This window comes from Nonomuraea sp. NPDC003754 (assembly GCF_053605785.1).
Genome location: NZ_JBSGJX010000022.1, coordinates 124,508 through 148,668, shown reverse-complemented (window position 1 = coordinate 148,668; position 24,161 = coordinate 124,508). Strand labels below are relative to the sequence as shown.

18 protein-coding genes are annotated in these 24,161 nt (G+C 73.4%); 14 read left to right on the top strand and 4 right to left on the bottom strand.

Translation table 11 applies throughout. The annotated features are described in order from the left end of the window. Positions 1–76 precede the first annotated feature (76 nt). Positions 77–715, bottom strand: coding sequence for a TetR/AcrR family transcriptional regulator (locus ACWEVS_RS26520; protein WP_449925033.1), 639 nt, complete (start codon positions 713–715; stop codon positions 77–79). Between the two features lie 131 nt (positions 716–846). Between ACWEVS_RS26520 and ACWEVS_RS26515 the strand changes: the two genes are divergently transcribed. From ACWEVS_RS26515 to ACWEVS_RS26460, 12 genes are all read left to right on the top strand, one after another. Continuing rightward, on the top strand, positions 847–2,184 hold the full coding sequence (locus ACWEVS_RS26515) for a purine-cytosine permease family protein (protein ID WP_452417476.1): 1,338 nt from the start codon (positions 847–849) through the stop codon (positions 2,182–2,184). Between the two features lie 41 nt (positions 2,185–2,225). Then, the gene (locus ACWEVS_RS26510; RefSeq protein ID WP_452553858.1) at positions 2,226–3,803 is read left to right on the top strand and encodes a hydantoinase/oxoprolinase N-terminal domain-containing protein; all 1,578 of its coding nucleotides are present in this window, start codon (positions 2,226–2,228) and stop codon (positions 3,801–3,803) included. Beyond that, a complete protein-coding gene (locus ACWEVS_RS26505; RefSeq protein WP_449925024.1) occupies positions 3,803–4,921 on the top strand; it encodes a DUF917 domain-containing protein in 1,119 nt (372 codons plus the stop codon). Before ACWEVS_RS26510 ends, ACWEVS_RS26505 begins: the two co-directional genes overlap by 1 nt. Positions 4,922–5,145: 224 nt before the next feature. Further along, positions 5,146–6,135: a sugar ABC transporter substrate-binding protein gene (locus ACWEVS_RS26500; protein ID WP_354916298.1), complete on the top strand. Its 990-nt coding sequence runs from the start codon at positions 5,146–5,148 to the stop codon at positions 6,133–6,135. Then, positions 6,132–7,160, top strand: coding sequence for an ABC transporter permease (locus ACWEVS_RS26495; RefSeq protein WP_449925018.1), 1,029 nt, complete (start codon positions 6,132–6,134; stop codon positions 7,158–7,160). Before ACWEVS_RS26500 ends, ACWEVS_RS26495 begins: the two co-directional genes overlap by 4 nt. Beyond that, the gene (locus ACWEVS_RS26490; RefSeq protein WP_449925015.1) at positions 7,157–7,915 is read left to right on the top strand and encodes an ATP-binding cassette domain-containing protein; all 759 of its coding nucleotides are present in this window, start codon (positions 7,157–7,159) and stop codon (positions 7,913–7,915) included. The genes ACWEVS_RS26495 and ACWEVS_RS26490 overlap by 4 nt, the downstream gene beginning before the upstream one ends. Positions 7,916–8,005: 90 nt before the next feature. After that, on the top strand, positions 8,006–8,689 hold the full coding sequence (locus tag ACWEVS_RS26485; protein WP_452553855.1) for a polysaccharide deacetylase family protein: 684 nt from the start codon (positions 8,006–8,008) through the stop codon (positions 8,687–8,689). 70 nt (positions 8,690–8,759) lie between these two features. After that, positions 8,760–9,128: a nuclear transport factor 2 family protein gene (locus tag ACWEVS_RS26480; protein ID WP_449925009.1), complete on the top strand. Its 369-nt coding sequence runs from the start codon at positions 8,760–8,762 to the stop codon at positions 9,126–9,128. A 140-nt stretch (positions 9,129–9,268) separates the two neighbouring features. Further along, on the top strand, positions 9,269–10,576 hold the full coding sequence (locus ACWEVS_RS26475; protein ID WP_354916283.1) for an MFS transporter: 1,308 nt from the start codon (positions 9,269–9,271) through the stop codon (positions 10,574–10,576). A gap of 650 nt (positions 10,577–11,226) precedes the next feature. Next, positions 11,227–12,027: a hypothetical protein gene (locus ACWEVS_RS26470; protein WP_452553853.1), complete on the top strand. Its 801-nt coding sequence runs from the start codon at positions 11,227–11,229 to the stop codon at positions 12,025–12,027. A gap of 85 nt (positions 12,028–12,112) precedes the next feature. Continuing rightward, a complete protein-coding gene (locus tag ACWEVS_RS26465) occupies positions 12,113–13,186 on the top strand; it encodes a DUF917 domain-containing protein (protein ID WP_452553852.1) in 1,074 nt (357 codons plus the stop codon). A 151-nt stretch (positions 13,187–13,337) separates the two neighbouring features. Continuing rightward, positions 13,338–15,416: a PucR family transcriptional regulator gene (locus tag ACWEVS_RS26460; RefSeq protein WP_452553851.1), complete on the top strand. Its 2,079-nt coding sequence runs from the start codon at positions 13,338–13,340 to the stop codon at positions 15,414–15,416. Between the two features lie 61 nt (positions 15,417–15,477). Here ACWEVS_RS26460 and ACWEVS_RS26455 read toward each other — a convergent pair whose 3' ends face one another. Continuing rightward, the gene (locus ACWEVS_RS26455) at positions 15,478–18,414 is read right to left on the bottom strand and encodes a BTAD domain-containing putative transcriptional regulator (protein ID WP_452553849.1); all 2,937 of its coding nucleotides are present in this window, start codon (positions 18,412–18,414) and stop codon (positions 15,478–15,480) included. 52 nt (positions 18,415–18,466) lie between these two features. On the opposite strand from ACWEVS_RS26455, the gene ACWEVS_RS26450 reads away from it, so the two are divergent. Beyond that, entirely contained in the window at positions 18,467–19,309 is an 843-nt protein-coding gene (locus ACWEVS_RS26450) for an NAD(P)-dependent oxidoreductase (protein ID WP_452553847.1), read from the top strand. Between the two features lie 37 nt (positions 19,310–19,346). Here the strand turns inward: ACWEVS_RS26450 and ACWEVS_RS26445 are convergent, their stop codons facing one another. After that, a complete protein-coding gene (locus tag ACWEVS_RS26445; protein ID WP_452553846.1) occupies positions 19,347–20,975 on the bottom strand; it encodes a hydantoinase B/oxoprolinase family protein in 1,629 nt (542 codons plus the stop codon). Then, positions 20,972–22,993, bottom strand: a complete 2,022-nt coding sequence (locus ACWEVS_RS26440; protein WP_449924987.1) for a hydantoinase/oxoprolinase family protein — start codon at positions 22,991–22,993, stop codon at positions 20,972–20,974. The genes ACWEVS_RS26445 and ACWEVS_RS26440 overlap by 4 nt, the downstream gene beginning before the upstream one ends. A gap of 167 nt (positions 22,994–23,160) precedes the next feature. Here ACWEVS_RS26440 and ACWEVS_RS26435 point away from each other — a divergent pair, with 167 nt between their 5' ends. Continuing rightward, complete coding sequence (locus tag ACWEVS_RS26435) at positions 23,161–24,075, top strand: RNA polymerase sigma-70 factor (RefSeq protein WP_452553844.1); 915 nt, start codon at positions 23,161–23,163, stop codon at positions 24,073–24,075. The last annotated feature ends 86 nt before the right edge of the window (positions 24,076–24,161 follow it).

Here is a 24,161-nt window from a genome sequence, read left to right as displayed (position 1 = left end):
TCCGCTGAACAGCCCGCCGCTCCCTGGCCCGCGCCCGCTGACGCCCCGCCGGGCCGGGGTCCGCGCTCGCCGGGCGTCAGGGGCGGGGGGCCCAGCGCCGCGACAGTTCCTCGTCCGAAGGGGCGGGGCCGGGCAGCGGCCGGTGGGCGGGCGGCAGCCGCATGGAGTCGAGCATCAACGTCAGGTAGCGGTGGCGCAGCTCCACCGTGCGCGGTTGCTCGCCCAGCTTGATCGAGGCCAGCTGCTCGAACAGCAGCGCGATGTCGGCGGTGGTGACGTCGGGGCGCAGCACCCCCGCCTCGACCGCCCGGCGGTGCACCGCGGTGGCCAGTTCCGCGGCCCGGGCGGCGTCGCGGTGGAGCTCCTCGGTGGGCTGGAAGGTGCCCGCGAGCGCGATGGTCAGCGAGCTGCTGTCGGCCTCGACGATGTCGCGCATGTAGGCCGCGAAGGCCTCCCACGGGTCGCCGTCCATCGCCAGCGACTTCTCGCAGGCGGCGATGTAGAGCTTGAGCCCGTCGCCGCAGAGCTTCTGCAGCAGCGTCTCCTTGCTGCCGTAGCGCCGGTAGAGGGCGCTGATCCCGACGCCCGCGCGCTCGGCCACGGCCGCGATCGGGGCGCCGGGGTCGGCGGTGAAGACGGCTCTGGCGGCCTGCAGGATCAGTTCGTCGTTGCGCGCGGCCTGCGCACGGCGGCCGCTCATGGGTGCTGCTGTCATGCCCCCAGCATATAGCGGAACATACAATTCCGTTCTAGATGGATGTGATCAAGCCTCTTCCCAATGATCGCCGGGGACCTTAGCGTCGCAGCAGACACCCCATACATCGCCTGACGGGAAGGGGCGGCTGGATGTCCGATGCGGCGATCACCCCCGCGTTATCCGACGAAGGCCTCGCACGTGACGACTACGCGCTCCAGCGGGTGCCCGCCTCGGCCCGCTACGGCTGGCTGACGGTCGCGGTCCAGCGCTTCGGCATGCTGAGCGCGCTGAGCCAGTTCCTGCTCGGTGCCACCCTCGGCATGGGGATGACCTTCTGGGACGCCGTCCTGGCCATCACCGTGGGCGCCGTCATCCTCGAGATCGTCGCGATCGCCGTCGGCATCGCGGGCATGCGCGAGGGCCTCTCGACGACCGTGCTGGCCCGGTGGGCCGGGTTCGGCCGCTACGGCGCCGGCATCGTGGGCATGGTCGTCGCCGTCTGCCTGCTCGGCTGGTTCGGCGTGCAGTCGGCGGTCCTGGCCCAGGGGCTGGCCTCGCTGCTGGGCGGGCCGCCGGTGTGGGTCTGGTCGATCATGGCAGGGCTGGCGGTGACGGCGATCGTGGTGCACGGCTTCGCCGGGATGGCCTGGACCGCGTGGATCACCGTCCCGGCCTTCCTGGCCCTGGCCGGCTGGGCGATCGCGGTCGAGCTGTCGAAGCAGCCGCTGGGCGCGCTGGTCGCCTCGGCCCCGCCGGGACCGGCACTGAGCCTGGCCGAGGGCGCCACCATCGTCGCGGGCGGCTTCATCGTCGGCGCGGTCATCTCGCCCGACATGTGCCGGTGGAACCGCAGCGCCGCCGACGTGGTCAAGCAGACCGTGCTCGGCATCACGCTGGGCGAGTACGCCGTGGCCCTGGTCGGCGTGCTGCTCGCGCACGCGCTGCGCACCGGCGACGTGATCGCCATCGTCACCAGCACGTCCGGAGCGGTGGGCACGATCGTCCTGGTCACCGCCACCCTGAAGATCAACGACTGGAACCTCTACGCCGCCTCGCTCGGCATGACCAACACCCTGTACACCGCCTTCGGCCTGCGCACCGGCAGGGCCGCGGTCACCGTGGCGCTCGGCGTGATCGGCACCGGCCTGGCCGCCGCCGGCATCCTCGACCATCTCGTCGACTTCTTCGTCCTGCTCGGCGTGGCCATCCCGCCGGTGGCGGGCATCATGGTCGCCGAGTACTTCGTGGTGCGCCGCTGGCGTCCCGCGCTGGACGCCTCCCGGCAGGCGGGCACGCTGCCCGAGACGGCCCCGGGGTGGGCGCCCGCCGCCCTGGCCATCTGGCTCGGCGCCGCGCTGGTCGGCAAGTACGTCGCGTGGGGCATCCCCGCGCTCAACGCCCTGCTGGTGGCCTTCGCCGCCTACGCGATCGCGGGCAGGCTCGGTCTCACCGCCGCCGCCCCGAAGGGCACCACCGGCCCCGCCTGACATCCCCTCCCACCCCTCTCCGCGTAGACAGGAGCTCCTCTGTGCGTGTCGGGATCGACGTGGGCGGCACCCACACCGACGCCGTCCTCATGGACGGGACCACCGTCCTGGCCGAGATCAAGACCGCGACCACCGTCGACGTGACCGGCGGCGTCGTCACCGCCCTGCGCGAGCTGCTGGCCGCCTCGGGCGTCGACCGCGCCCGCGTGACCGCCGTGATGATCGGCACGACGCACTTCACCAACGCCCTGGTGACCGGGCGCCGGCTGGCCCGCACCGCGGTGGTACGGCTGGCCCTTCCGGCGACGGCGGCGCTGCCGCCGCTGGCGGACTGGCCCGAGCGGCTGGTGCGAGCCGTCGATCCCAGCGTCCACCTGTGCGACGGCGGGCACGAGTTCGACGGCAGGCCGATCTCCCCGCTCGACCCGGACCAGCTCAAACGCGTCGCGGCCGGGCTGGCGGCCCAGGAGATCGACACCGTGGCCGTCACCTCGGTGTTCTCGCCTGTCAACGCCGAGGTCGAGGAGACGGCGGCGGGCATCCTGCTCGCCGAGCTGCCCCACCTGCGGATCAGCCTGTCCCACCGGATCGGCAGGGTGGGCTTGCTGGAGCGCGAGAACGCCACCGTCGTCAACGCCTGCCTGCGCGACCTGGCCGACGAGATCGTCGACGCCTTCACCGGGGCGCTGCGGGCCGTCGGCATCCACGCGCCCCTCTACCTGTCGCAGAACGACGGCACGCTGATGGACGCCGAGCACACCCGCCGCTACCCGGTGCGCACCTTCGCCTCGGGGCCGACCAACTCCATGCGCGGCGCGGCCTTCCTGGCCGACCTGGCCGACTGCGCCGTGGTCGACATCGGCGGCACGACCACCGACGTCGGCGTGCTCAGCGGCGGCTACCCCCGCCAGGCCACCGGCGAGGTCGACATCGGCGGCGTGCGCACCAACTTCCGCATGCCGGACGTGCTGTCGATCGGGCTGGGCGGCGGCAGCCGCGTCACCGCCGAGCCCGCGCTGCGGATCGGCCCCGACAGCGTCGGCTACGAGCTGACCGGCCAGGCGCTGGTCTTCGGCGGCCGGGTTGTCACCGCCACCGACCTGGCGGTCGCCGCGGGCATGGCCGAGATCGGCGACCCCTCCCTTGTCCGGCACCTCGACCGCGAGCTGGTCAGGCGCGGCGTGGCCTGGATGGCCGGCCGGGTGAGCGAACTGGTCGACCGGATGCGCGTCTCGGCCAGCCCGCTGCCGGTCGTCGTGGTCGGCGGCGGCAGCGTGCTGATGCCCGACCGCCTGGAGGGCGTGCCCGCCGTCCACCGGCCCGAGCATCACGCGGTGGCCAACGCCATCGGCGCGGCGACCGGCCAGATCGGCGGCGAGGTCGACCGGCTGTTCGCCATCACCGCCACCTGCTCGCGCGCGGACGTGCTCGATCAGGCCCGCGCCGAGGCCGTGGAACGGGCGATCGCGGCGGGCGCCGACCCCGGCACCGTCGAGGTGGTCGACATCGACGAGATCCATGTGGCCTACCTGCCGGGCAACGCCGTACGGGTCAGGGTCAAGGCGGTCGGCGAGCTGCGACTGAGCGGCCCGGCCGGCATCGAGGAGGTGCGGGTGTGATGGGCGAGAACCTGACACTGGAGGGGCTGCGGGACCTGGCCGAGGGGGCGGCGGTGCTCGGCACGGGCGGCGGCGGCGACCCCTACATCGGCAGGCTGCTGGTCGAGCGGCAGCTGCGGGCGGGCCGCCAGGTGACGATCATCCCGGTCGACGAGCTGCCCGACGACGCCCTGGTGCTGCCCTCGGCGATGATGGGGGCGCCCACCGTCTTCGTCGAACGGCCGCCGTCCGGCCAGGGCAACGTCGCCGCGCTGCGGGCGCTGGAGAAACACCTCGGCCGCACCGCCGCGGCCACCATGCCCATCGAGTGCGGCGGCCTCAACAGCATGATGCCGCTGCTGCTGGGCGCCCAGCTCGGGCTGCCGGTCATCGACGCCGACGGGATGGGCAGGGCCTTCCCCGAACTGCAGATGGAGACCTTCGCCGTGTACGGCGTGCCGGGCTCGCCCATGTCGATCGCCTCCGACCACGGCGACGTGGCCATCATCGACGCCCGCGACGACAACGTGCGCATGGAACGGCTGGCCCGCGTCATGACGGTCGAGATGGGCGGGGCCGCCTACATCTGCGACTACCCGATGGACGCGGCCACCGTGCGCCGCACCGCCGTACCGGGCACGCTCGGCCTGGCCGAACGGATCGGCGCCGCGCTCCGGCAGGCGCGCGCCCGGCACGACGACCCGTTCGAGGTGCTCACCGCGGCGCTGGCCGGCACGATCTACAGCCACGGCCTGGTCCTGTTCCGCGGCAAGGTCGTCGACATCGACCGCAGGACCGTCGCCGGGTTCGCCCGCGGCCAGGTGACGCTGGCCAGTCTGGACGATCCGGGCGACCGGATGGTGATCACCTTCCAGAACGAGCACCTCGTCGCCCGCCGCGACGGCGAGGTGGTGGCCATCGTCCCCGACCTGATCTGCACGCTCAACACCGACACCGGGGCGCCGGTGACCACCGAGGCGCTGGCCTACGGGCAGCGCCTGACGGTCTACGCCATCTCCACGCCCGAGATCATGCGCACCCCGGCGGCGCTGGACTGCTTCGGCCCCGGCGCGTTCGGGCTCGGCGAGCCGTACGTGCCGGTCGAACGGCTCGCCGCCAGGTCGGCCGCGGGAACGTGATCCGTACCCCGGTGTAGGTGCCGGCGACCGCGATCGCGGTGGCGGCTTCGGTCCGCAGCAGGTCACGGCGGAGAATGGCGACATAGGGGACGACGATTCGAGGCCGCCGAGGCAACCCGGGGTAACAAGAACATCTATAAGTCCTAATGTCACGACAAAGTGTTGACGCAGGGGTAATGCGGCGGTTACATCGAGGACGAGCCAGATGGTCATGGAGGTGTCGCATGAACCGGACCCCGATAGTGCTGGCCCTGCTGGGGGCGCTGACCCTCACGGGATGCTCGGCAGGCGGCGACCAGGCCGCCGCCACCGCCTCGGCGAGCGCCTCGCCGACCACCGCACCCGCGCCCGCCGGCGGGATGAACTTCGCCGTCATCACCCACGCCGGACCCGGCGACGCCTTCTGGGACGTGGTCAAGAACGGCGCCGAAGCGGCCGGCAAGCAGTACGGCGTCACCGTGACCTACCAGGGCGACGGCGACGCGGGCAAGCAGTCGCAGCTCATCGACCAGGCCGTCTCCCAGAAGGTGGACGGGCTCGTGGTCTCCATGGCCAACCCCGACGCGCTGAAGGAGTCGATCGGCAAGGCGGTCGCCGCCAAGATCCCCGTGATCACCATCAACTCCGGCCTCGAGCGCTCCAAGGAGTTCGGCGCCCTCACCCACGTCGGCCAGTCGGAGGACGTGGCCGGCCGCGGCGCGGGCGAGCAGCTCAAGGCCGCGGGCGTCACCAAGCTGCTGTGCGTGATCCACGAGGCCGGTAACGTCGGCCTCGACCAGCGGTGCAAGGGCGCCGAGGCGACGCTGGGCGGCTCGGTCGAGCGGCTGCAGGTCGACGGCTCCAACCAGGCCGACGTCAGCTCCAAGGTGGCCGCGCGCGTCCAGGCCGACGAGTCCATCAACGGCGTCCTGACGCTGAACCCCGGCGTGGCCGTCGCCGCCCGCGACGCGCTCAAGGACGCGGGCTCGCAGGCCAAGCTGGCCACCTTCGACCTGTCGGGCGACGTGGTGACCGCCATCGAGGACGGCGAGATCCTTTTCGCCGTCGACCAGCAGCAGTACCTGCAGGGCTACCTGCCGATCACGTTCCTGTACCTGTACAAGACCAACCTCAACACCGTCGGCGGCGGCCTGCCCGTCAACACCGGGCCGGGGTTCGTCACCAAGGACAACGCCGCGCAGGTCGCCAAGCTGGCAGAGAGCGGCACCAGATGAGTTCGGTCACCGCCGACGAACGGCTGGGCGAGGTCGGCCGGGTCCGCCGCCTGCTGATCAGGCCCGAGCTGGGCGCGGTGGTCGGCGCGATCGTGGTCTTCGCCTTCTTCGCGAGCCAGTCGGCGGTCTTCCGCTCGGTGCGCGGCATCGCCAACTGGCTCGACCCGGCCGCCACGCTCGGCATCATGGCGGTGGCGATCGCGCTGCTGATGATCGGCGGCGAGTTCGACCTGTCGGCGGGCGTGATGACCGGCACCACGGGGCTGGTGCTGGTCACGCTGGCCACCCGCTTCGGGTTCAATGTCTGGCTGGCGATGCTGGCCGGCCTGGTCGTCGCGCTGGCGGTCGGCTTCGCCAACGGCCTCATCGTCACCAGGACCAGGCTGCCCAGCTTCATCGTCACGCTGGGCACGTTCCTCATGCTGCAGGGCATCAACCTGGGCGTCACCAAGATGATCACCGGCACTGTGCAGGTCAGCGGCCTGCGCCGGGCCTCCGGCTACGAGTCGGCACGGACGGTGTTCGGCGGCACCATCGGCGACAGCGGGTTCAGGGTCGCGATCCTGTGGTGGATCCTGATCACGATCGTGGCCACGTGGGTGCTGATGCGCACCCGCGCCGGCAACTGGATCTTCGCCGTCGGCGGCAACGAGCAGGCGGCCAGGGCCGTCGGCGTGCCGGCCGCCCGTACCAAGATCGCCTTGTTCATGACGACGGCGTGCGCGGCCTGGCTGGTCGGCTCGATCATGGCGCTGCGGTACACCTCCGTGCAGGCCAACGCGGGCATCGGCCAGGAGTTCATCTACATCATCGCCGCCGTCATCGGCGGCTGCCTGCTCACCGGCGGGTACGGCTCGGCGATCGGCGCCTCCATCGGCGCGGTCATCTTCGGCATGGCCGACAAGGGCATCGTCTTCCTCGGCTGGGACGCCGACTGGTTCATGTTCTTCCTCGGCGCGATGCTGCTGCTGGCCACCCTCGCCAACAACATGGTCCGCCGCTACGCGGAAGAGGTGAAGCATTGATCCTGGAAACGCGGGACATCGGCAAGAGCTTCGGCAGCGTGCTCGCGCTGCGGAACGTCTCGATGGGCGTGACGGCTGGACAGGTGACGTGCGTGCTCGGCGACAACGGCGCGGGCAAGTCGACGCTCATCAAGATCCTGTCGGGCGTCCACCAGCACGACTCGGGCACCCTGCTCATCGACGGCCGCGAGACGCGGCTGACCAGCCCGCGCGACGCCCTCGACCGGGGCATCGCCACCGTCTACCAGGACCTGGCGATGATCCCCCTGATGTCGGTGTGGCGCAACTTCTTCCTCGGCTCCGAGCCGGTCAAGTCGCTGGGCAGGTTCGACGTGGCCACCGCCAGGAGCGTCGCCCGCGAGGAGCTGCGGGCGATGGGCATCGACATCCGCGACGTCGACCAGCCGGTCGGCACCCTGTCGGGCGGCGAACGCCAGTCGGTGGCCATCGCCAGGGCCGTCCACTTCGGCGCCAGGGTGCTCATCCTCGACGAGCCCACCTCCGCGCTGGGCGTCAAGCAGGCGGGGGTGGTGCTGCGCTACATCGCCAGGGCCCGTGACCGCGGCCTCGGCGTGGTGTTCATCACCCACAACCCGCACCACGCCTACCCGGTCGGCGACCGCTTCCTGCTGCTCAACAGGGGCACCAGCCTCGGCGAGTACGGCAAGGCCGACATCAGCCGGCAGGAGCTGACCTCCCTCATGGCCGGAGGGGCCGAGCTGGAGCAGCTGGAGCATGAGCTCACCAGAGAGTGATACACCTGATGCGGTAATAGAGATCTTATGCCCCGTTCGTATGCGACAGGATGGATAAGCGAGATACGTAACCGGGGGCGAGGGGGGACGATGGTGGGCTGGCGTGCGCTGGTGCCGGTCGTGGCCATGACGATGGCGACGACGATGGTGACGGCGGGACCGGCGGTGGGCCTGGGCCCGGCGCCCGCCGCGCACGCCGCGGTGGCGCCGGAGCAGAAGGTGGTCTACCTCACCTTCGACGACGGGCCGTCGGAGTACACGGGCAAGGTGCTCGACATCCTGCGCGCCAACGACGTGCACGCCACCTTCTTCCTGCTCGGCGCCAACATCAAGGAGCACAGGGCGCTGGCCGGGCGGATCTTCAGCGAGGGGCACAGCCTGCAGAACCACAGCTGGTCGCACCCCGACCTGCGGCTCCTGCCGTGGCCCGTCTTCAAACGCCAGGTGCTCCGAACCGACGCCGAGATCAGGAAGCAGACCGGCTACACGCCGGGATGCCTGCGCCCGCCGTACGGGGCGGTCAACAAGAAGGTCCGCAGGGAGGCCGCGGCGCTGGGCAAGCGGGTGCGGCTGTGGACCGTCGACCCGCAGGACTGGGCCAGGCCCGGCGCCAAGACCATCGCCAGACGGGTGTTGAAGCAGGTCGAGCCGGACGGGATCGTGCTGCTGCACGACGGCGGCGGCGACCGGCGGCAGACCGTCGCCGCCCTCCCCAAGATCATCAAAACGCTGAAGGAACGCGGCTACGTCTTCCACCGCCTGTGGTGCGGGTGACCCGCCGGTTCCCGGGTCGCTCTAAAGTGTCTGGGTCTACCGGATACCGAGCAGGAATGAGAGGCCAACGATGACACGCCAGGCAGTGTGGGCGGTTGTGACCGGCATGTACGACGCCTACACCAGAGGCGACAGGGCGGGCATCGACCGCCTGCTGCACCCCGAGGCGACGATCTTCGACTCGGCCGCGCCGGACCTGATCACCAGCAGGGCCCAGCTGGAAAAGGTGCGCGACGCCCGGCCCACCGACGGCCCCCAGGAGACGGGCGTGACCGCCTACGACGAGGTGGTCGACGTGTGGGGCGACACCGCGCTGGCCCGCTACCTGCTGCGCGTCGACTACGCCACCGGCGCGTCGGAGACCGTGCGCACGACCACCGTGCTGCGGCGCTCCGACGACGAGTGGCTCATCGTGCACGTCCACGAGAACACCCTCTGACCTGGGCGTATCCTGAAGCGCGAGGGCGTGGTGCACAGGCCGCGCCCGCCCGCATGGGCGTCGTGCACACGGAGAGCGAGAGGGGGCGGTCCTATGGTGCGCCATATCCGTGCAGCGCCCCCCTCCTCCGAGGAGCACCCATGACCGCCACCGACGCCCGGACCCTGCCCATCGGGTCCGCGTTCGACCGCATGCCGTTCACCCGACGGCACGTGCTGATCGCCCTGGCCCTGTTCATCGCCTTCGTCATCGAGTCGTGGGAGCAGCTCGCGCTCATCTACGTCTCCGGCGACCTCGGCGAGGAGTTCGGCATCGGGCAGGCGGGCGTCGGCGTCGTCCTGTCGGCCGTGGCGTTCGGCATGATCCCTGGCGCGCTGGTGTGGGGTCCGCTCGCCGACCGCATCGGCCGCAAGCCCACCTGCTTCTGGTCGCTGCTGTCCTACGGCGTGATCGCCCTGGCCTCCGCCTTCGCCCCGAACCTGGCCACCCTCGTCACGCTGCGCGTCGCCTCCGGGCTCGCCCTCGCCGGCGTCTACACCGTCACCTTCCCCTACTTCCTCGAACTGCTGCCCACCAGGAGCCGCGGCAGGGCGGCGGTCTACCTGTCGATCGGCTGGCCCATCGGCATGCTCGCCGCCATCGGCGCCTCGGTCGCCCTCGGCGACCTCGGCTGGCACGTCGTCGTCATCGCCAGCGCGGCTGCCGGGCTGTGGGCGTTCGCGATCAGGGCGTGGGTGCCCGAGTCGCCGTACTGGCTGGCCGCCCGCGGCCGCCAGCACGAAGCCCGCCAGGTGCTGCGCACCCTCGGCAGCCCCGACACCGACGCCACCTTCACCGTCGCCGCCCGGCGTGTGGGCAACCCGCTCGACCTGCTGCGCGGCGGGCTGACGAAGATCACCGTGGCGATGCTGCTGCTGAACTTCGCCTTCAACTGGGGCTACTGGGGCCTGCAGACCTGGCTGCCCACGCTGCTGCAGGAGAAGGGCCTCACCCTCGACGCCTCGCTCGGCTTCGCCGCGCTCAGCGCGCTGATGATGATCCCCGGCTACGTGAGCGCCTCCCTGCTGACCGGCCGCTTCGGACGCAAGAAGGTCTTCCTCGTCTACGTCGTGGCGGCGGCGCTCGGCGGCCTGTGGTTCGCCCTGGCCGACTCCACCTTCGAGCTGTACGCGGGCAACTTCGTGCTGTCGTTCTTCAGCCTGGGCGCGTGGGGCGTCTGGAACACCTGGAACGGCGAGTTCTACCCGACGGCGCTGCGCGGCACCGGCTACTCGTGGGCGACGGCCGCCCAGCTGATCGCCACCACGCTGGCGCCTTCCGCGGTGGGCGCGCTGCTGGCCAACGCCACCGGGTTCACCGCGACGATGCTGGTGATCAACGCGTTCATGGTGGTCACGGCGTTGCTGGCGGTGCCGCTGCCGGAGACCGAGGGGCGCGAGCTGGAATGATCCTCGGCGTCGCGCTCGGGCGGCACGCGACCACCGTCGTGGCCGTCCGCGACGGCGTCCCGATCGCCTCGTGGTCATCCTCCGGTGCGGCCGGCCCCGATCCCCACGTTGTCGCCCCCCACGTTGTCGACCCTCACGCTGCCGGCCCTCACGTTGTCGACCCTCACGTTGTCGATCCCCCCGCTGCTGGCCCTCACGCTGTCGGCTCTCACGAGTTCGGCCCCTTCCTGCCCGGTCTTGCGGACGTCTTCGTGCTGTCCGGTCTTGCCGGCGCATCCGGTCTTACTGGCGGGCCCGGCCCTGCTGGGGCATCCGGTCTTGCCGGCGCCCCTGGTCCTCCTGGCACCTCCGGTCTTCCTGCCGCGCCCGGTCTTCCTGGCAGGCCCGGTCTTCCTGGCAGGCCCGGTCTTCCCTGGACGCCCGGCCTTCCAGGGGCTCCCGCTGATCGGGGGACGCCCGGCCGGGCCGGCGATCCCGGCCGTCGCGCCGCGTCCGGCCCGACCGGCGCCGGAGGCTCCCCCGGCGGGCGCCGCGGGAACGAGCGCCCTGGAAGCCGGACGGGCCACCCCGAGACCCGTATCACGATCCGACCGGAAGAGATCCGCGCGGCCTGCCTGGCCATCGACCTCGCCGACGTCCCGGCCGCGCCGGTGGCCGCCATCAGGGTCGGCGGACCGTGCCCGCCCGTCCTCGGCCCGCACGTCCCTCACCCCAGAGGCAGGGCGACGATCGTCCGCGGCGGCCACAGCCTGACCGGCCGCCCACTCGCCCCTCTCGACACCGACGCCGTCCGCCTCTTCGCCGCCGGCTGCGGTCTGCTCGACTTCGCGGTGACGGCGACGGGCTCGCCCACTCTCGCCGACCACGAGCTGGCCGTCGCCGACCTCGTGGCCGCCGAGGTTCCGGGAGCGCGCATCACGCTGTCGTACGAGTTCGGCAGGCCGGGACTGCGGGAGAGGGAGCGCGAGGCGATACTCAACGCGTCGCTGCGACCCGAGGCGGAACGGGTGGCCGACGCGCTGGCCGCGTGGCTGCCCGGCATCCCGCTGTACGTGGCGCGGACCGGCGAGGGGCTGGTGTCCTCCTCCTACTTCCGCCGCTACCCGCTGGTGTGTGCCCGTGGCGGCACCGCCGCCGCCCTGCGCGGCCGGCCGGCCCCGCCCACGGCCGCCGGTGGTGACCCGTCTCCGGACCCCGCAGGGGAGGCGGCGGCCTACGGGGCGACGCTGGCGAGTCCCGTGGCCGGGGTGGAACGGATCGTGCGGGCACGGGGCAGGGCCGAACTGGACAGGGAAGTGGACGACGCCCGCGACGAGGCGCTGACACGGGTGGTGAGCGCCGGGGCCGCCCCGGGTTCGGCGCGGATCGAGGCGCTGACGGTGAACCCGCTGTCGTACCTTCCCGACGGCCTCTACCGGGTACGCGTCACCGCCGAGGGGACCACCCCATGACCGCCGCGCCGTCCGCCCTCGGCCGGCGGCTGCGAGCTCGGGCGGGTCGTGCCTCGCACGTCCGGCCCTCCGTGCAGTCCTTGGGTTGGCAGCGGACCGCGTGGCGGAGGCGGCCGTGATCGGGCGGTCGGACATGATCGGGCGGGCGGAGCTGCCGGTGTTCGCCGCGGGGTCGCGGCTGTTCGCCACCGGCGCCGCCGAGTCCGCCTTCCACCTGGCCGTCGACTGGGCCGGCGCCGTCCTCGACACGCCGGTGCGGCTCGTACCGGCCACCGACCTGCCGTCCGACACCCTGTGCGTCGCTGTCACGCTGGTCGGCTCCACGACGGCCATGGGGGAGCAACTGCCCGAAGGCGGTGAGCCCGCGCGAGCCGTACAGGCCCTCGAACGCCGGCTCGGCACCCGCGCCGGCGCCGTCGTGGCGCTGAACCTGGCCGCCGAGAACGCCCTCCTCCCGCTGATCGCGGCGGCGGCGCTGGGCCTGCCGCTGGTGGACGGCGACGGTTCCGGCAGGGTGTTCCCGCTGGTGGAGCAGACCACCTACACCCTGGGCGGCATCAGCCCCACCCCGCTGGCGCTGGCCGGCCCCGCCGGGGAACTGGTGCTGCTGGAGACCGCGCCCGGCAGGGTGGAGGAGACACTGCGGCCGCTGGTGCTGTCGTTCGGCGGGTGGGGGCTGGCCGCCTGCTACCCGATGCGGGCCGCCGACCTCTCCGGGGTGCTGGTTCCGGGCACGGTGTCGATGCTGATGGCGGCGGGACAGCCGGGAGCGCCGCGTTCGGCCGCCGCCCCGTACGGCGTGCGCCGGTTGTGCGTGGGACGGATCGTCGCGGTCGAGGGCAGCAGCGGACATGGCGCGGACCTGGCGATGCCGTCGCTGCCGTCGAGCATCGTGGTGGAGGAGAGCGAGGGACTCGGCAGGCTGGTACGGCTGGAGGCGCACAACGAGATCGTGCTCGCGCTGGCCGACGGGGCGCCGGTGGCGATGGCGCCCGACCAGATCTGCATGATCTCCTCGGCCGACGGGATGGTGGTGGACGTGGACAAGGCCAGGCCCGGCATGCGGGTGGAGGTCCTGGTGCTGCGTGCCGCTCCTGCCTGGCACACCGACGAGGGGCGCGCGCTGGGCGGGCTGCGGGCGTTCGGGGTCCCGCTATGACGCCGTCGTCGTGCGTCACCTACTGCCCGGTGGAGGTGCGGAGGGTCGTGAAGGCGAGGTGCCCGGGGCCGGTGCTCAGGGTCGTCAGGGGCGCGGTGGGGTCGTGCGGGTACGAGGCGCACGGCGCCGGGCGCGGAGGCGGGAGATGCAGGTGAGTGGCTCTCAGGGGCGTGAGGTGCGGGGCTGGGAGGCGCCGGTCACCGTGGCCGAGCTGGTCAACGGCGGGCCGCTGGCGGGTGCCCGGATGTACGGCAGCGGCGAGCACCCCGTCCACCAGGTGCGCATCGTCGACGACCTGTCGGTGTTCTCCAGCGTGGCGCCGCACACGGCCGTGGTGCTCATCGGGGCGGCGGCCAGCGGCGGCTGGGCGGTGGAGATGGCGATGCGGCGCGCGTGGGAGCAGGCGGCAGCGTGCGTGATCGCGCCCGCCGAAGCGGCAGGGACGGGATCGAGCATGGGATCGAGCGCGGTGCTCGCCGAACGCCTCGGCATCACGCTGATCGTCGTGGCCGCCGATCCGCTGGTGACGGCCGTGGAGGTGGCGTCGGCGGCGGCGCGTCCCTCTGCCGCGCGTACCCAGCTCGTCGCCCGCTGCGCGACCAGACTGGCCGAGGCGGGTGCCTCGGCGCGCCGGGTGCTGGGCGTGCTCAACGCGGAGCTGCCCGGCACCTCCGTGGCCTTCGTCGACCCGTACGGCACGCGCCTGGCCGGGCGTGCCGCCGCGCTGGCGCCGGCCGGTCAGGGGCCGTGGCCGGTCGAGGTCGAGGTCACCGGCCCTGAAGGGACGGCGCTGGGCAGGCTGGTGGCGGCCGGGCCGGCACGGTCGGCGGGGTGGCCGGCGGTGGTGCGCGCGGTGCTCGGCCTCGCCGTCGCCCCAATGACGGCGTGGGTCGCGGCCGAACGGCTGGCGGCGTCGAGCGACTTCGCTCTCCAGTCGGCCCTCGCCGACCGTCTCCTGGCCGAGGCCGCCATCACGGGCGCAGAAGGCGCGCCGGCGGGCACCGAGGCCGCCACGACGGCGACGGGTATCCAGGCCGCCATCAAGGGCACTGAGGAGGGCATGCGGACGGGCAGCGACGCCGCGACCACAGCGACGGGAACCGAGGCCGCCACCGGAGCGGCGGGCACCGAGGCCGCCCTCACGGGCATCGGGGGTGTCGCCACAGGCACCGGGGAGGTCTCTCCTCGCCCCGAAGAACAGGGCGCCGGTGGTGTCCGCCAGGAGGCCACCGGCAGAGCCGGTGCGTCTCCGACCGGCGCGTGCCCGGGTCGTGGCATCCGGAAGGGCGAGGGCGAGAGTAGTGCCATCGGTAAGGACGAGAGCCCGGGTGGTGCCTGGCCGGTAGGTGAGAGCCCGGGTGGTGCCTGGTCGGCAGGTGCGGGCAGGGGTGGCGCCTTTCAGGGAGGCGCGGGCAGGGGTGGCGCGGTCCGGGGAGACGCGGGTCGGGGAGACGCGGGTCGGGGTGACGCCTTCCAAGCAGGCCCGGGTAAGGGAGGCGCCGTCCGTGGAGGCGCGGGTCGCGGCGGTGAAGGGCAGCAGGAGCCCGCGGGTGAAGGGGTGTGGGCGAGGGCGGTGGCGCTGGGATGGGCCGTGCGTGGACCCATGGCGGCGTTCATGATCAGGCCGACGGGCCGCGGGCCGAGCCCCGGCGACGCGGAACGGGCACGCGCCGTGATCGTCGCGACCGTCGGCCAGGTACCGGTCGTCGCCAGGGGCGGAGGCTGGGCGGGCTGGTCCGCGCTGCCTCCCGAGCACCTGGCCGAACGGCTCGGCCGGGCCGTACAGGCGCTGCCGTGGCCGTGCGCGGCAGGCGTCGGCACTCCTGTCGCCGACCTGCGGGCGATGGGGGAGTCGCTGCTCGGCGCCGAGGCGGCGGCGTTCCTCGCGCGGGCGGGAAGCGTCGCGCGCGCCGACCGGATGGGCCCCGCCGAGCTCCTGGCCGCCATCCCGGCCAGCGCGCTCATGGCCCCCGCGACGGTGGTGCTCCAGCCGCTGCTGGCCATGGACAGGGACGGCACGCTGCTGGAGACGCTCGGCGCGGTGCTGGGCGAGGGCGGCGCGGTGCGGGCCGCCGAACGCCTCGGTGTGCACCGCAACACCGTCACGGCCCGCCTCGACCGGATCAGGGAGGCGGGTTACGACCTCGACGACCGCGCCACGAGGCTGGCGCTGCAACTGGCCTGCCACGTGCTCGGCTCCACCGCGCCACCGCCCCGGCCGGCCACCTGACCCCTCCGACCGAGCCCCCACCAGAGCCACCAAGGGCCGCCGCGCCGCCTGGTCCGGTGCGCTACGCCTGCTCGACGAGCATGAGCATCTCGTCGAGCGGAAGCTCCTCCACCCGCGCGTCGCCCAGCGCCTGCCGTACCCGGGACTCGATCCTGTCGACGTCGCCGCGCTCGGCCGGTGGCAGTGGCGCGCCGACGGCGCGGCGGGTGGCGGCGGCGGTGGCGAGCAGGCGGGCGGCGAGGTGGTGGCGCCCCGCCAGCGAGTGGGCGCCGGCCAGGCCCTCGAGGGCGAGCGCGACCGCGCGGGGGTCGCCGCTGGCGCGCGCGGCGGTCAGACCCTGCAGGTGCAGGTCGAGGGCGCCGGCGGCGTCGCCGCGCTGTTCGGCGACGAAGCCGAGCTCGGCCATGACCAGCGCGGTGCCCGGTCTGGCGTCGAGCAGGCGCATCCAGTCGAGCCAGGTGCGCAGGTGGGCCTCGGCCTCGTCCAGGTCGCCCTGGCGCCTGGCGGTGAGGGCCAGGCCGGTCTGCGCGAACTCCTCGGCCGGCTTGCTGGCCTGCTCGGCGGCCAGCTGCTTGGCGCGGGTGTGGAGCTCGCGGGAGCGTTCGTGGTCGCCGCGCAGCAGGGCCAGCCGGCCGAGCCCGGACAGGCGCCAGGAGACCTCACTGGTGAGGCCGAGCTCCTCGATGAGGCGCAGGCCCTCGGTGCGCAGCGCGGTGGCGCGGGCGTAGTCGCCGGTGATCTCGGCGTGGGTGGCCAGGTGGTCGGCGGCGCGGGACTGCCCCCACCGGTCGCCGAGCGCCCGGAACGCCTCGAGGCCGGCCGTGGCGTCGTCGTGGAGGCTGGTGAGGTCTCCGGCGAGCAGCGCCTTGCCGGCACGTGTGCTGAGGGCGGCAGCGGCGCCCCACCGGTCGCCGAGCGCGCGGAAGCCCGTCAGGGCGGTGTCGGCGAGCGGGCCGGCCTCGCCGATGCCGCGCTGGGCGGAGGCGAGGAACCACTGGGCGCGGGCGAGCCCGGCGGGATCGTCGTGGAAGAGGGCGAGGGCGGCGCCGGGGTCGGCCGGTTCGCCCGCCAGGAGGGCGAAGCCGGCCTGCCAGGCGGCGGTGCGCGCGTCCGCGCCCCGCCGGAGTGCGTGCGCCAGGTGGCGGCGGGCCTCGGTGAGGTGTCCGCGCAGGAACCAGTACCAGGCGAGGGCGTCGACGAGCCGGTGGGCGAGGCCGGCGGGCGCGTGGTCGAGCGCGGCCCGCAGGTTGGCCGCCTCGGCGTCGAGGACGGACAGCCACGCGCGCTGCTCGGCGCCACGCAGGTGCGGCTCGGCCCGTTCGGCGAGCGCGGTGTAGTAGGCGGCGTGACGGGACCTGATGGCCGCCTGCTCGCCCGCCTCCTCGAGGCGTTCGAGACAGTAGGTCTTGACCGTCTGGAGGAGGCGGTGGCGCGGGCCGGGCGTCACCAGCGAGCGGTCGACGAGGCGGGCGAGGCAGCCGGCGACGTCGATGTGCGGCTCGGCGCAGGTGTGCTCGGCCGCCTCCAGCGTGCACCCGTCGGCGTGGACGGCCAGGCGCCGCAGCACCGTGCGTTCGGGTGCGGTGAGCAGGTCCCAGCTCCAGTCGATGACCGCGCGGAGGGTGCGCTGGCGCGCCGGGGTGCCGCGCTGCTCGGCGGTGAGCAGGTGGTGGTCGAGGCGTTCGGCCAGGGCGTGGCCACCGAGCGCCCGCGCGCGGGTGGCGGCCAGTTCGATGGCCAGCGGGATGCCCTCGAGCCTCGGCACCAGGGCGGCGGCCTCCTCGCCGGTCAGGCCGGGGGCGAGCGTGGTCAGCAGCAGGGTGGCGGCGCCGGCGTCGAGCGGCGGTACGGCGTAGGCGCGCTCGCCGGGCACGGCCAGCGCCTCCCTGCTGGTGGCCAGGACGCGCAGGCCCGGGACCTCGCGCAGCAGCGCGGCCGTCAGAGCGGCGGCCGGCTCCACGAGGTGCTCGCAGTTGTCCAGGACGAGCAGGGAGGCGCGCTGGGCGCGCAGCGCGGCGGCCAGGTCGCTCTCGTCGCGCAGGCCGAACGCCCGGCTGACGGCCTGGACGGGATCGTCGCTGTCGGCCAGCTCCACGAAGCGGGCGCCCGGGTGGTCGCCGGCCGCCTCGAGAGCCAGGCGCGTCTTGCCGACGCCGCCGGGACCCGTGAGCGTGACCAGCCTGGCCCGCTCCAGGATCGAGCGGACCTGCCGCAGGTCGGACTCGCGACCGACGAGCCCGGTCAGCGCGGCGGGCAGGGCCGGCGACGGGGCTACGGGCGGGTGGGTGCGCGGCGGCGGGTCGAGCGAGGGGTCGTGGCGCAGGATGGCCTCGTGCAGCGCGGCCAGCTCGGGGCCCGGGTCGAGGCCGAGCTCGTCGGCCAGCAGGGCGCGGGCCTGGGCGTAGGCGTCCAGCGCCGCGCTCTGGCGGCCGGCGCGGTAGAGGGCGCGCATGTGCAGGCCGCGCAGCCGTTCGCGCAGCGGATGGGCGGCCACCAGCGCGGCCAGCTCGACCGGCCGGCCCTCCAGGAGGCGCCGCTCGGCCTGGTCCTCGAGCGCCGTGAGGCGCAGCTCCTCCAGGTGGGTGATCGTGGCCGCGGCGAACGCGGCGTCGGCGAAGTCGGCCAGCGCTGGCCCGCGCCACAGCGCGAGCGCCTCGTCGAGGCGGCCGTCGGCCAGCAGGTCCTGGAAGCGGGTGGCGTCGAGCTCGGGGGCGTGCAGCAGGTAGCCGGGCGGCCGGGAGACGACCAGGTCGCGGGCGCCGGGCTCGGCGCCGTTCAGGGCCCGGCGCAGGTGCCAGACCCTCGTCTGCAGCGCGGCCTGGGCGTCGGCGGGCGGAGTGTCGCCCCAGAGGTCGTCGATGAGGCGGTCGGCGGGGACGACCCGGCCCTCGTGTGCCAGCAGGTCGGCCAGGAGGGTTCGGACCTTGCGCTCGCGGACGCGGACGGGAGCGCCGGCGTCGGTGCGGACCTCCAGCGGGCCGAGGATGGCGAAGCGCATGGCGACACCGTATCGAGAGCGGATCGAGAGGGCGGTGCCGCACGGTGGAGGCATGACTTCGGTAACGGTGATCGGGCTCGGCCTGATGGGGAAGGCGCTCGCGGGCGCCTTCGTGCGTGCGGGGCATCGCACGACGGTGTGGAACCGTACGGCGGGCAGGAACGTGGACGGCGCGGAACACGCGACCGACGTCGCGGCGGCGGTCGCGGCGGCTCCCCTCGTGGTGGTGTGCGTGGTGAACAACGACGCGGTGCGCCAGGTGCTGGAAGAGGCCGGGTCGCTGGCGGGCAGGGTGCTGGTGAACCTGACCAACGGCACCCCCGCCCAGGCGCGCGAGGTGGCGGCGAGGGTGGCCGAGCTGGGCGGCCGCTACGTCGACGGCGGCATCATGGCGGTGCCGCAGATGATCGCCGGCCCCGGCGCGCTGGTTCTTTACAGCGGCTCGGCGGAAGCCTTCCACGAGCACGCGGCGACGCTGGAGGCGCTGGCGCAGGCGCGGTTCATGGGCACCGACCCGGGCCTGGCCGCGCTGTACGACCTGGCGCTGCTCAGCGGGATGTACGGCATGCTCGGCGGGGTCTTCCACGCGTTCGCCATGGTGCGGGCGGCCGGCGAGGACGTGCGCGAGTTCGCGCCGATGCTGGGCGCGTGGCTGTCGGCCATGATGGCGGGCATGCCCGAGCAGGCCGAGCAGATCGTCTCCGGCGACTACGCCACCGACGTGTCGGCGCTGGCGATGAACCAGCTGGCCATGCCCAACTTCGTCGAGGCGGCCAAGGAGCTGGGACTGCGCCCCGACGTGCTGCTGCCGATCCAGCGGCTGATCGACAGGGCGGTCGAGGCGGGGCACGGCGCTGACAGCCTCACCCGGCTGGTGGAGATGATCAAGGAGTAGGGGTGGCGGCCCCGCCACGCGGCGGGGCCGCCCTTCGCTAGCGCGTCACCATGCCCTGGGCGAGGTCGTCGGCGGCGGCCTCGGGGTCGCGCAGCTCGGCGGGGCCGTACCCGCCGCCGCCGCCCGACTCGCAGCGCAGGACGTCGCCCGCCCGCACCGGCAGGGCGTTGACCTTGAGCATCTCGCGCTGCCGCGGGGAGCCGGGGTTGAGCGTGACGCGGGGCGGCGCGCCGGCCGTACCGCCGGCCAGGCCCCAGGCGGGGGTGACGGAGCGCTCGAACCACAGCGACAGGGAGGTGTCGCCGATGAACTCGTACTCGCGGACGACGCCGTTGCCGCCGCGCCACTGTCCCAGCCCGCCGGTGTCTGGACGGACCTCGTAGCGGGTGACGCGGACGGGGAAGAGCGTCTCGAGCACCTCGATCGGCATGTCGCGCAGCGCGCCGTTCACGTTGTTGATCAGGCACGTCTCGCCGTCGCCGCCCTCCCACGCGCCCCAGCCGCCGACGGTGGCCTCCTGGGAGACGTACAGCTTGCCGGTGCGCGGGTCGGTGCCGGTGAACTGGACGATGAGCGAGTCGCCGTAGGAGGCGGCGGCCGCCCGGTCGGGCACGACCGGCGCCAGCGCCTTGACGACCAGGTCGATGAGCAGGCCGAGGTGGGAGTAGTAGTACTGGCAGGCAGCAGGTGACTGGGCGGCCAGCATGGAGCCGGGCCTGGTGACGACGTCGAGTGGGCGGAAGGAGCCGCCGTTGAGCGGCACGTCGGCGCTGACGAGGAGCTTGTAGGCGACCCTGACGGCGGCGACGGCCTGGGCCGCCCCGCAGTTGACCGGGCCGGTCGCCTGGTCGGCGCAGTCGGTGAGGTCGACGTGGACGCGCTCGCCCTCGACGGTGACGGTGACGTTGACCGGCAGCGGGGTGTCCAGGTCAATGCCGTCGTTGTCGAGGAAGCCGCCCGCGGTGTAGGTGCCGTCGGGGATGGCGGCGATGGCCTGCCGCTCGAGGCGCTCGGTCTGGGCGAAGATCTCGTCGCGGGCCGCCATGACGGTCTCGATGCCCCAGCGCCCGACGATCTCGGCCAGGCGGCGCTGCCCGGTCATCGCGCAGGCGACCTGGGCGCGCATGTCGCCCAGCGTGGCGTGCGGGAAGCGCACGTTGCGGGCGATGACCTCGTGCAGGTCGCGGCACGGCCGGCCGTTGTCGTAGATCTTCGTCGGGCCCATGCGCAGGCCCTCCTGGAAGATCGAGGTGGAGTCCATGGAGCCGCCGGGGTCCTTGGAACCCATGTCGAGCCAGTGCGCCCTGGAGGCCGCGAACCCGGCCAGCTCCCCGTCGACGAAGATCGGGCCGTAGACGGTGACGTCGTTGAGGTGGGTGCCGCCGATGTAGGAGTCGTTGAGCACCCAGACGTCACCCTCCTGCCAGACGTCCCTGCCGAGCAGACGCTCCGTCTCGCGCGTGCAGACCTCCAGGTTGCCGAGGAAGATCGGCAGGCCGCTCGACTGGCCGAGGACGTTGTGGTCGCGGTCGAGCAGCGCGACGGCGCAGTCCTTGGCCTCGTAGATGACCGGCGTGTAGGAGGAGCGGATGAGCGTGGTGTTCATGTCCTCCGCCGCCTGCAGGAGCGCGCAGCGGATGATCTCTGTGGTCACGGGGTCGATCATGAGGTCACCTTGATGATCAGGAATCCGTTGGCGTCCACGGCGGCCAGGCAGCCGGGCGGGATGACGGTGGTCGCGGTCTCCTCCACCACGATGGCGGGGCCCTCGATCTCGCCGTCCAGGGCGCTCCTGCGCAGCACGGGCGTGCGGTGCACCCGGCCGTCGAAGATCACATCCCGTACGGCGGGCGGGTGCGTCTCGCCGGCCGGCGGCGCCGTCGCCGTCCTGGGGAAGGTGCCGAAGCCGGTGCTGCGCAGCATGACGAACTCGACCGGCGCCTCGGGGGTGGCGTGGCCGTACCTGCTGACGTGGGCCTCGGCGTAGCGCTCGGCGACGGCCCGCAGGAAGCCGGGCGTGGCGGGCTCGGCGGCGTCTCGCAGCGGGATGGTGAGGGTGTAGTCCTGGCCCTCGTAGCGCATGTCGACCGCGTGCTCGACCCGCCGCCGCCCGGACGGCACGCCCTGGCCGTCGAGCGCGGCCAGCGCGTCGCGTTCCAGGTCGGCCAGCCGGGCGGCCATGTCGCCGCCGTCGAGGTCGTCCTGCGGGCGGAAGTACGGGTGCGTCAGGTCGCGCCGCACGTCGGCCTCCAGCATCCCCCACGCGGAGAAGGCACCGGGGAAGCGCGGCACGACGACCTCGCCGATGCCGAGCTCGCGCGCAATGAAGACGGCGTGCATGGCGCCCGCGCCGCCGAAGGCCACCAGCGCGAACTCGCGCGGCTCCACCCCGTGCTCGACCGTGAGGGTGCGGATGGCCTGGGCCATCTTGGCGTTGGCCACGTCGCAGATGCCCTCGGCCAGCTGCAGCGGATCCATGTCGAGCGTCTCGGCGAGCGTGGCGACGGCCGTCCCCGCCGCCTCGACGTCCAGCCGCATCAGGCCGCCGGCGAACCAGGCCGGGTCGACGCGGCCCAGCACCACGTTGGCGTCGGTCACCGTCGGCTGCGTGCCGCCCCTGCCGTAGCAGGCCGGCCCCGGTACGGCTCCCGCCGACTGCGGTCCGACGCGCAGCGCGCCCGCCTCCGTGTAGGCGATCGAGCCGCCGCCCGCGCCGATGGTGTGCAGGTTCACGATCGGCATCAGGACAGGGAAGCCCTCGATCCTGGCCTCGGCGCTGACGTCGGGGCGCCCGTTGACGACGAGGGAGACGTCGAAGGAGGTGCCGCCCATGTCGACGCAGATGGCGTTGTCGCGGCCGAGCAGGCGGGCCGCGGCCACCCCGCCCATGGTGCCGCCGACGGGCCCCGACAGCAGGGTCTGCAGTGGTCGTCTCATCGCGTATCCGGCGTTGACCAGGCCGCCCGACGACTGCATCACGTGCACCGGTACGGCCAGCCCGCGCTCGGCGAAGCGCTGCTCGATCCGCGACAGGTAGCGGCGCACGACAGGACCCGTGTAGGCCTCCAGGACCGCCGAGGAGGTGCGCTCGTACTCCCGCCACTCCCTGGCCACCTCGTGGCTGAGCACGACCAGCACCTCGTCGCCGAGCTCCTGCCGGAGGATCTCGCCCGCCCGGATCTCGTGCGCCGGGTTCACGTAGGAGAACAGCAGCGTGACGGCGATCGCGTCGAACCCCTCCGCCTTCGCGCGGTGGGCGGCCCGCCGTACGGCCTGCTCGTCGAGCGGCTGCAGCTCCTCGCCGCGCCAGTCGAGCCGGCCGGCCGCCTCCATGACGTCGCCGCGGGGGACCAGCGGGGCCGGTTTGCGGTAACGCAGCTCGAACATGCGGTCGCGGTTGCCGCGGGCGATCTGGTAGACGTCGCGCGCGCCCTCGCTGGTCAGCAGCAGCACCCTGGCGCCCTTGCGTTCGAGGAGTGCGTTGAGACCCTGCGTGGTGCCGTGCACGAAGAAGGAGATGAGGGACGGGTCGTCGACCACCCGGCCGAGCGCGGCGAAGACGCCCTCGGCCAGGTCCCCGGGGGTGGTCGGCGCCTTCGAGGCCAGCACCGCACCGCTCTGCTCGTCGTAGCAGACCACGTCGGTGAAGGTGCCGCCGATGTCCATGGCGACGCGATATGTCATGGTGGCACCGTATGCGGTGGCGGGCCGTCGCGGGTGTGCGAGGCGCACGGCCACGGCCCCGCACCCGTGCGTTCCGCACCCCGTTCCTCGCAGGCGCGCCGCCGGCGAACCGTCCTGGGTGCTCGACGGAGAGGCGGCAGGTGGCGGTCCAGGATGGGGGAGCGGCGATGGCGGACGGCGAAGCGGCTGACGCGCGGGATCTCGAACAGGCCGCGGCGGTCTTCGACAGCGTGCGGCCACGGCTGTTCGGGATCGCGTACCGGATGCTGTCCAGCGTCACCGAAGCCGAGGATCTCGTGCAGGACGTCTGGCTGCGCTGGCAGAGCTACGACCGTGCCACGGTCGGCCATCCCGCCGCGTTCCTGGCCACGACGACCACGCGGCTGGCCATCAACGCCGCCCGGTCCGCACGCGTCCGCCGCGAAACTTACCTCGGCCCATGGCTGCCCGAGCCGGTCGACACCGGCGCGGACCCGCACCTCGGCGCGGAGCGAGGCGAGGCGCTGGAGCTCGCGGTCCTGCTGCTCCTGGAGCGGCTGTCTCCCACCGAACGCGCCGCGTACGTTCTGCGGGAGGCGTTCGACTACCCCTACCGGCAGATAGCCGAGATCGTCCAGCTCAACGAGGCGGCCGTCCGCCAACTGGTCAGCAGGGCCCGCAAGCGGGTGGTGGTCGAGCGTCGCACGCCCGTGACCACGGGCGAGCAGCGCAGGCTGCTGAAGGCCTTCGTCGCCGCCGCCCGCTCCGGCGACCTGACCGCGTTGGAAGAGCTCTTCGCCGCGGACGTGACCAGCTACTCCGACGGCGGCGGCGCCGTACGCGCCTCCCGTTTCCCCGTGGTGGGCGCGTCTCGGGTGGCCAAGTACGTCAGGGCGTTCGCGGGTCACTTCTGGACAGGGGTCGACGTGGCGTGGGCGAGCACGAACGGGCAGACCTCCGCCCTGCTGAGCCGCGACGGCCAGGTGTTCGCCGTCCTGACGGTGACCGCCTCGGCCCAGGGCATCGAGCAGGTGTTGTGGATGATGAACCCGACCAAGATCACCGCTGTGTCCGCCACGTCTGAGCAAGGTTCCCGCCTGTAGCTCCAGGATTCCGCCTCCTCGAAGACAGGCCAGGAGGCGGATCCGCACGGAGACCGGCCCGCCCACGAAGCCGCACCGGGTGGGGC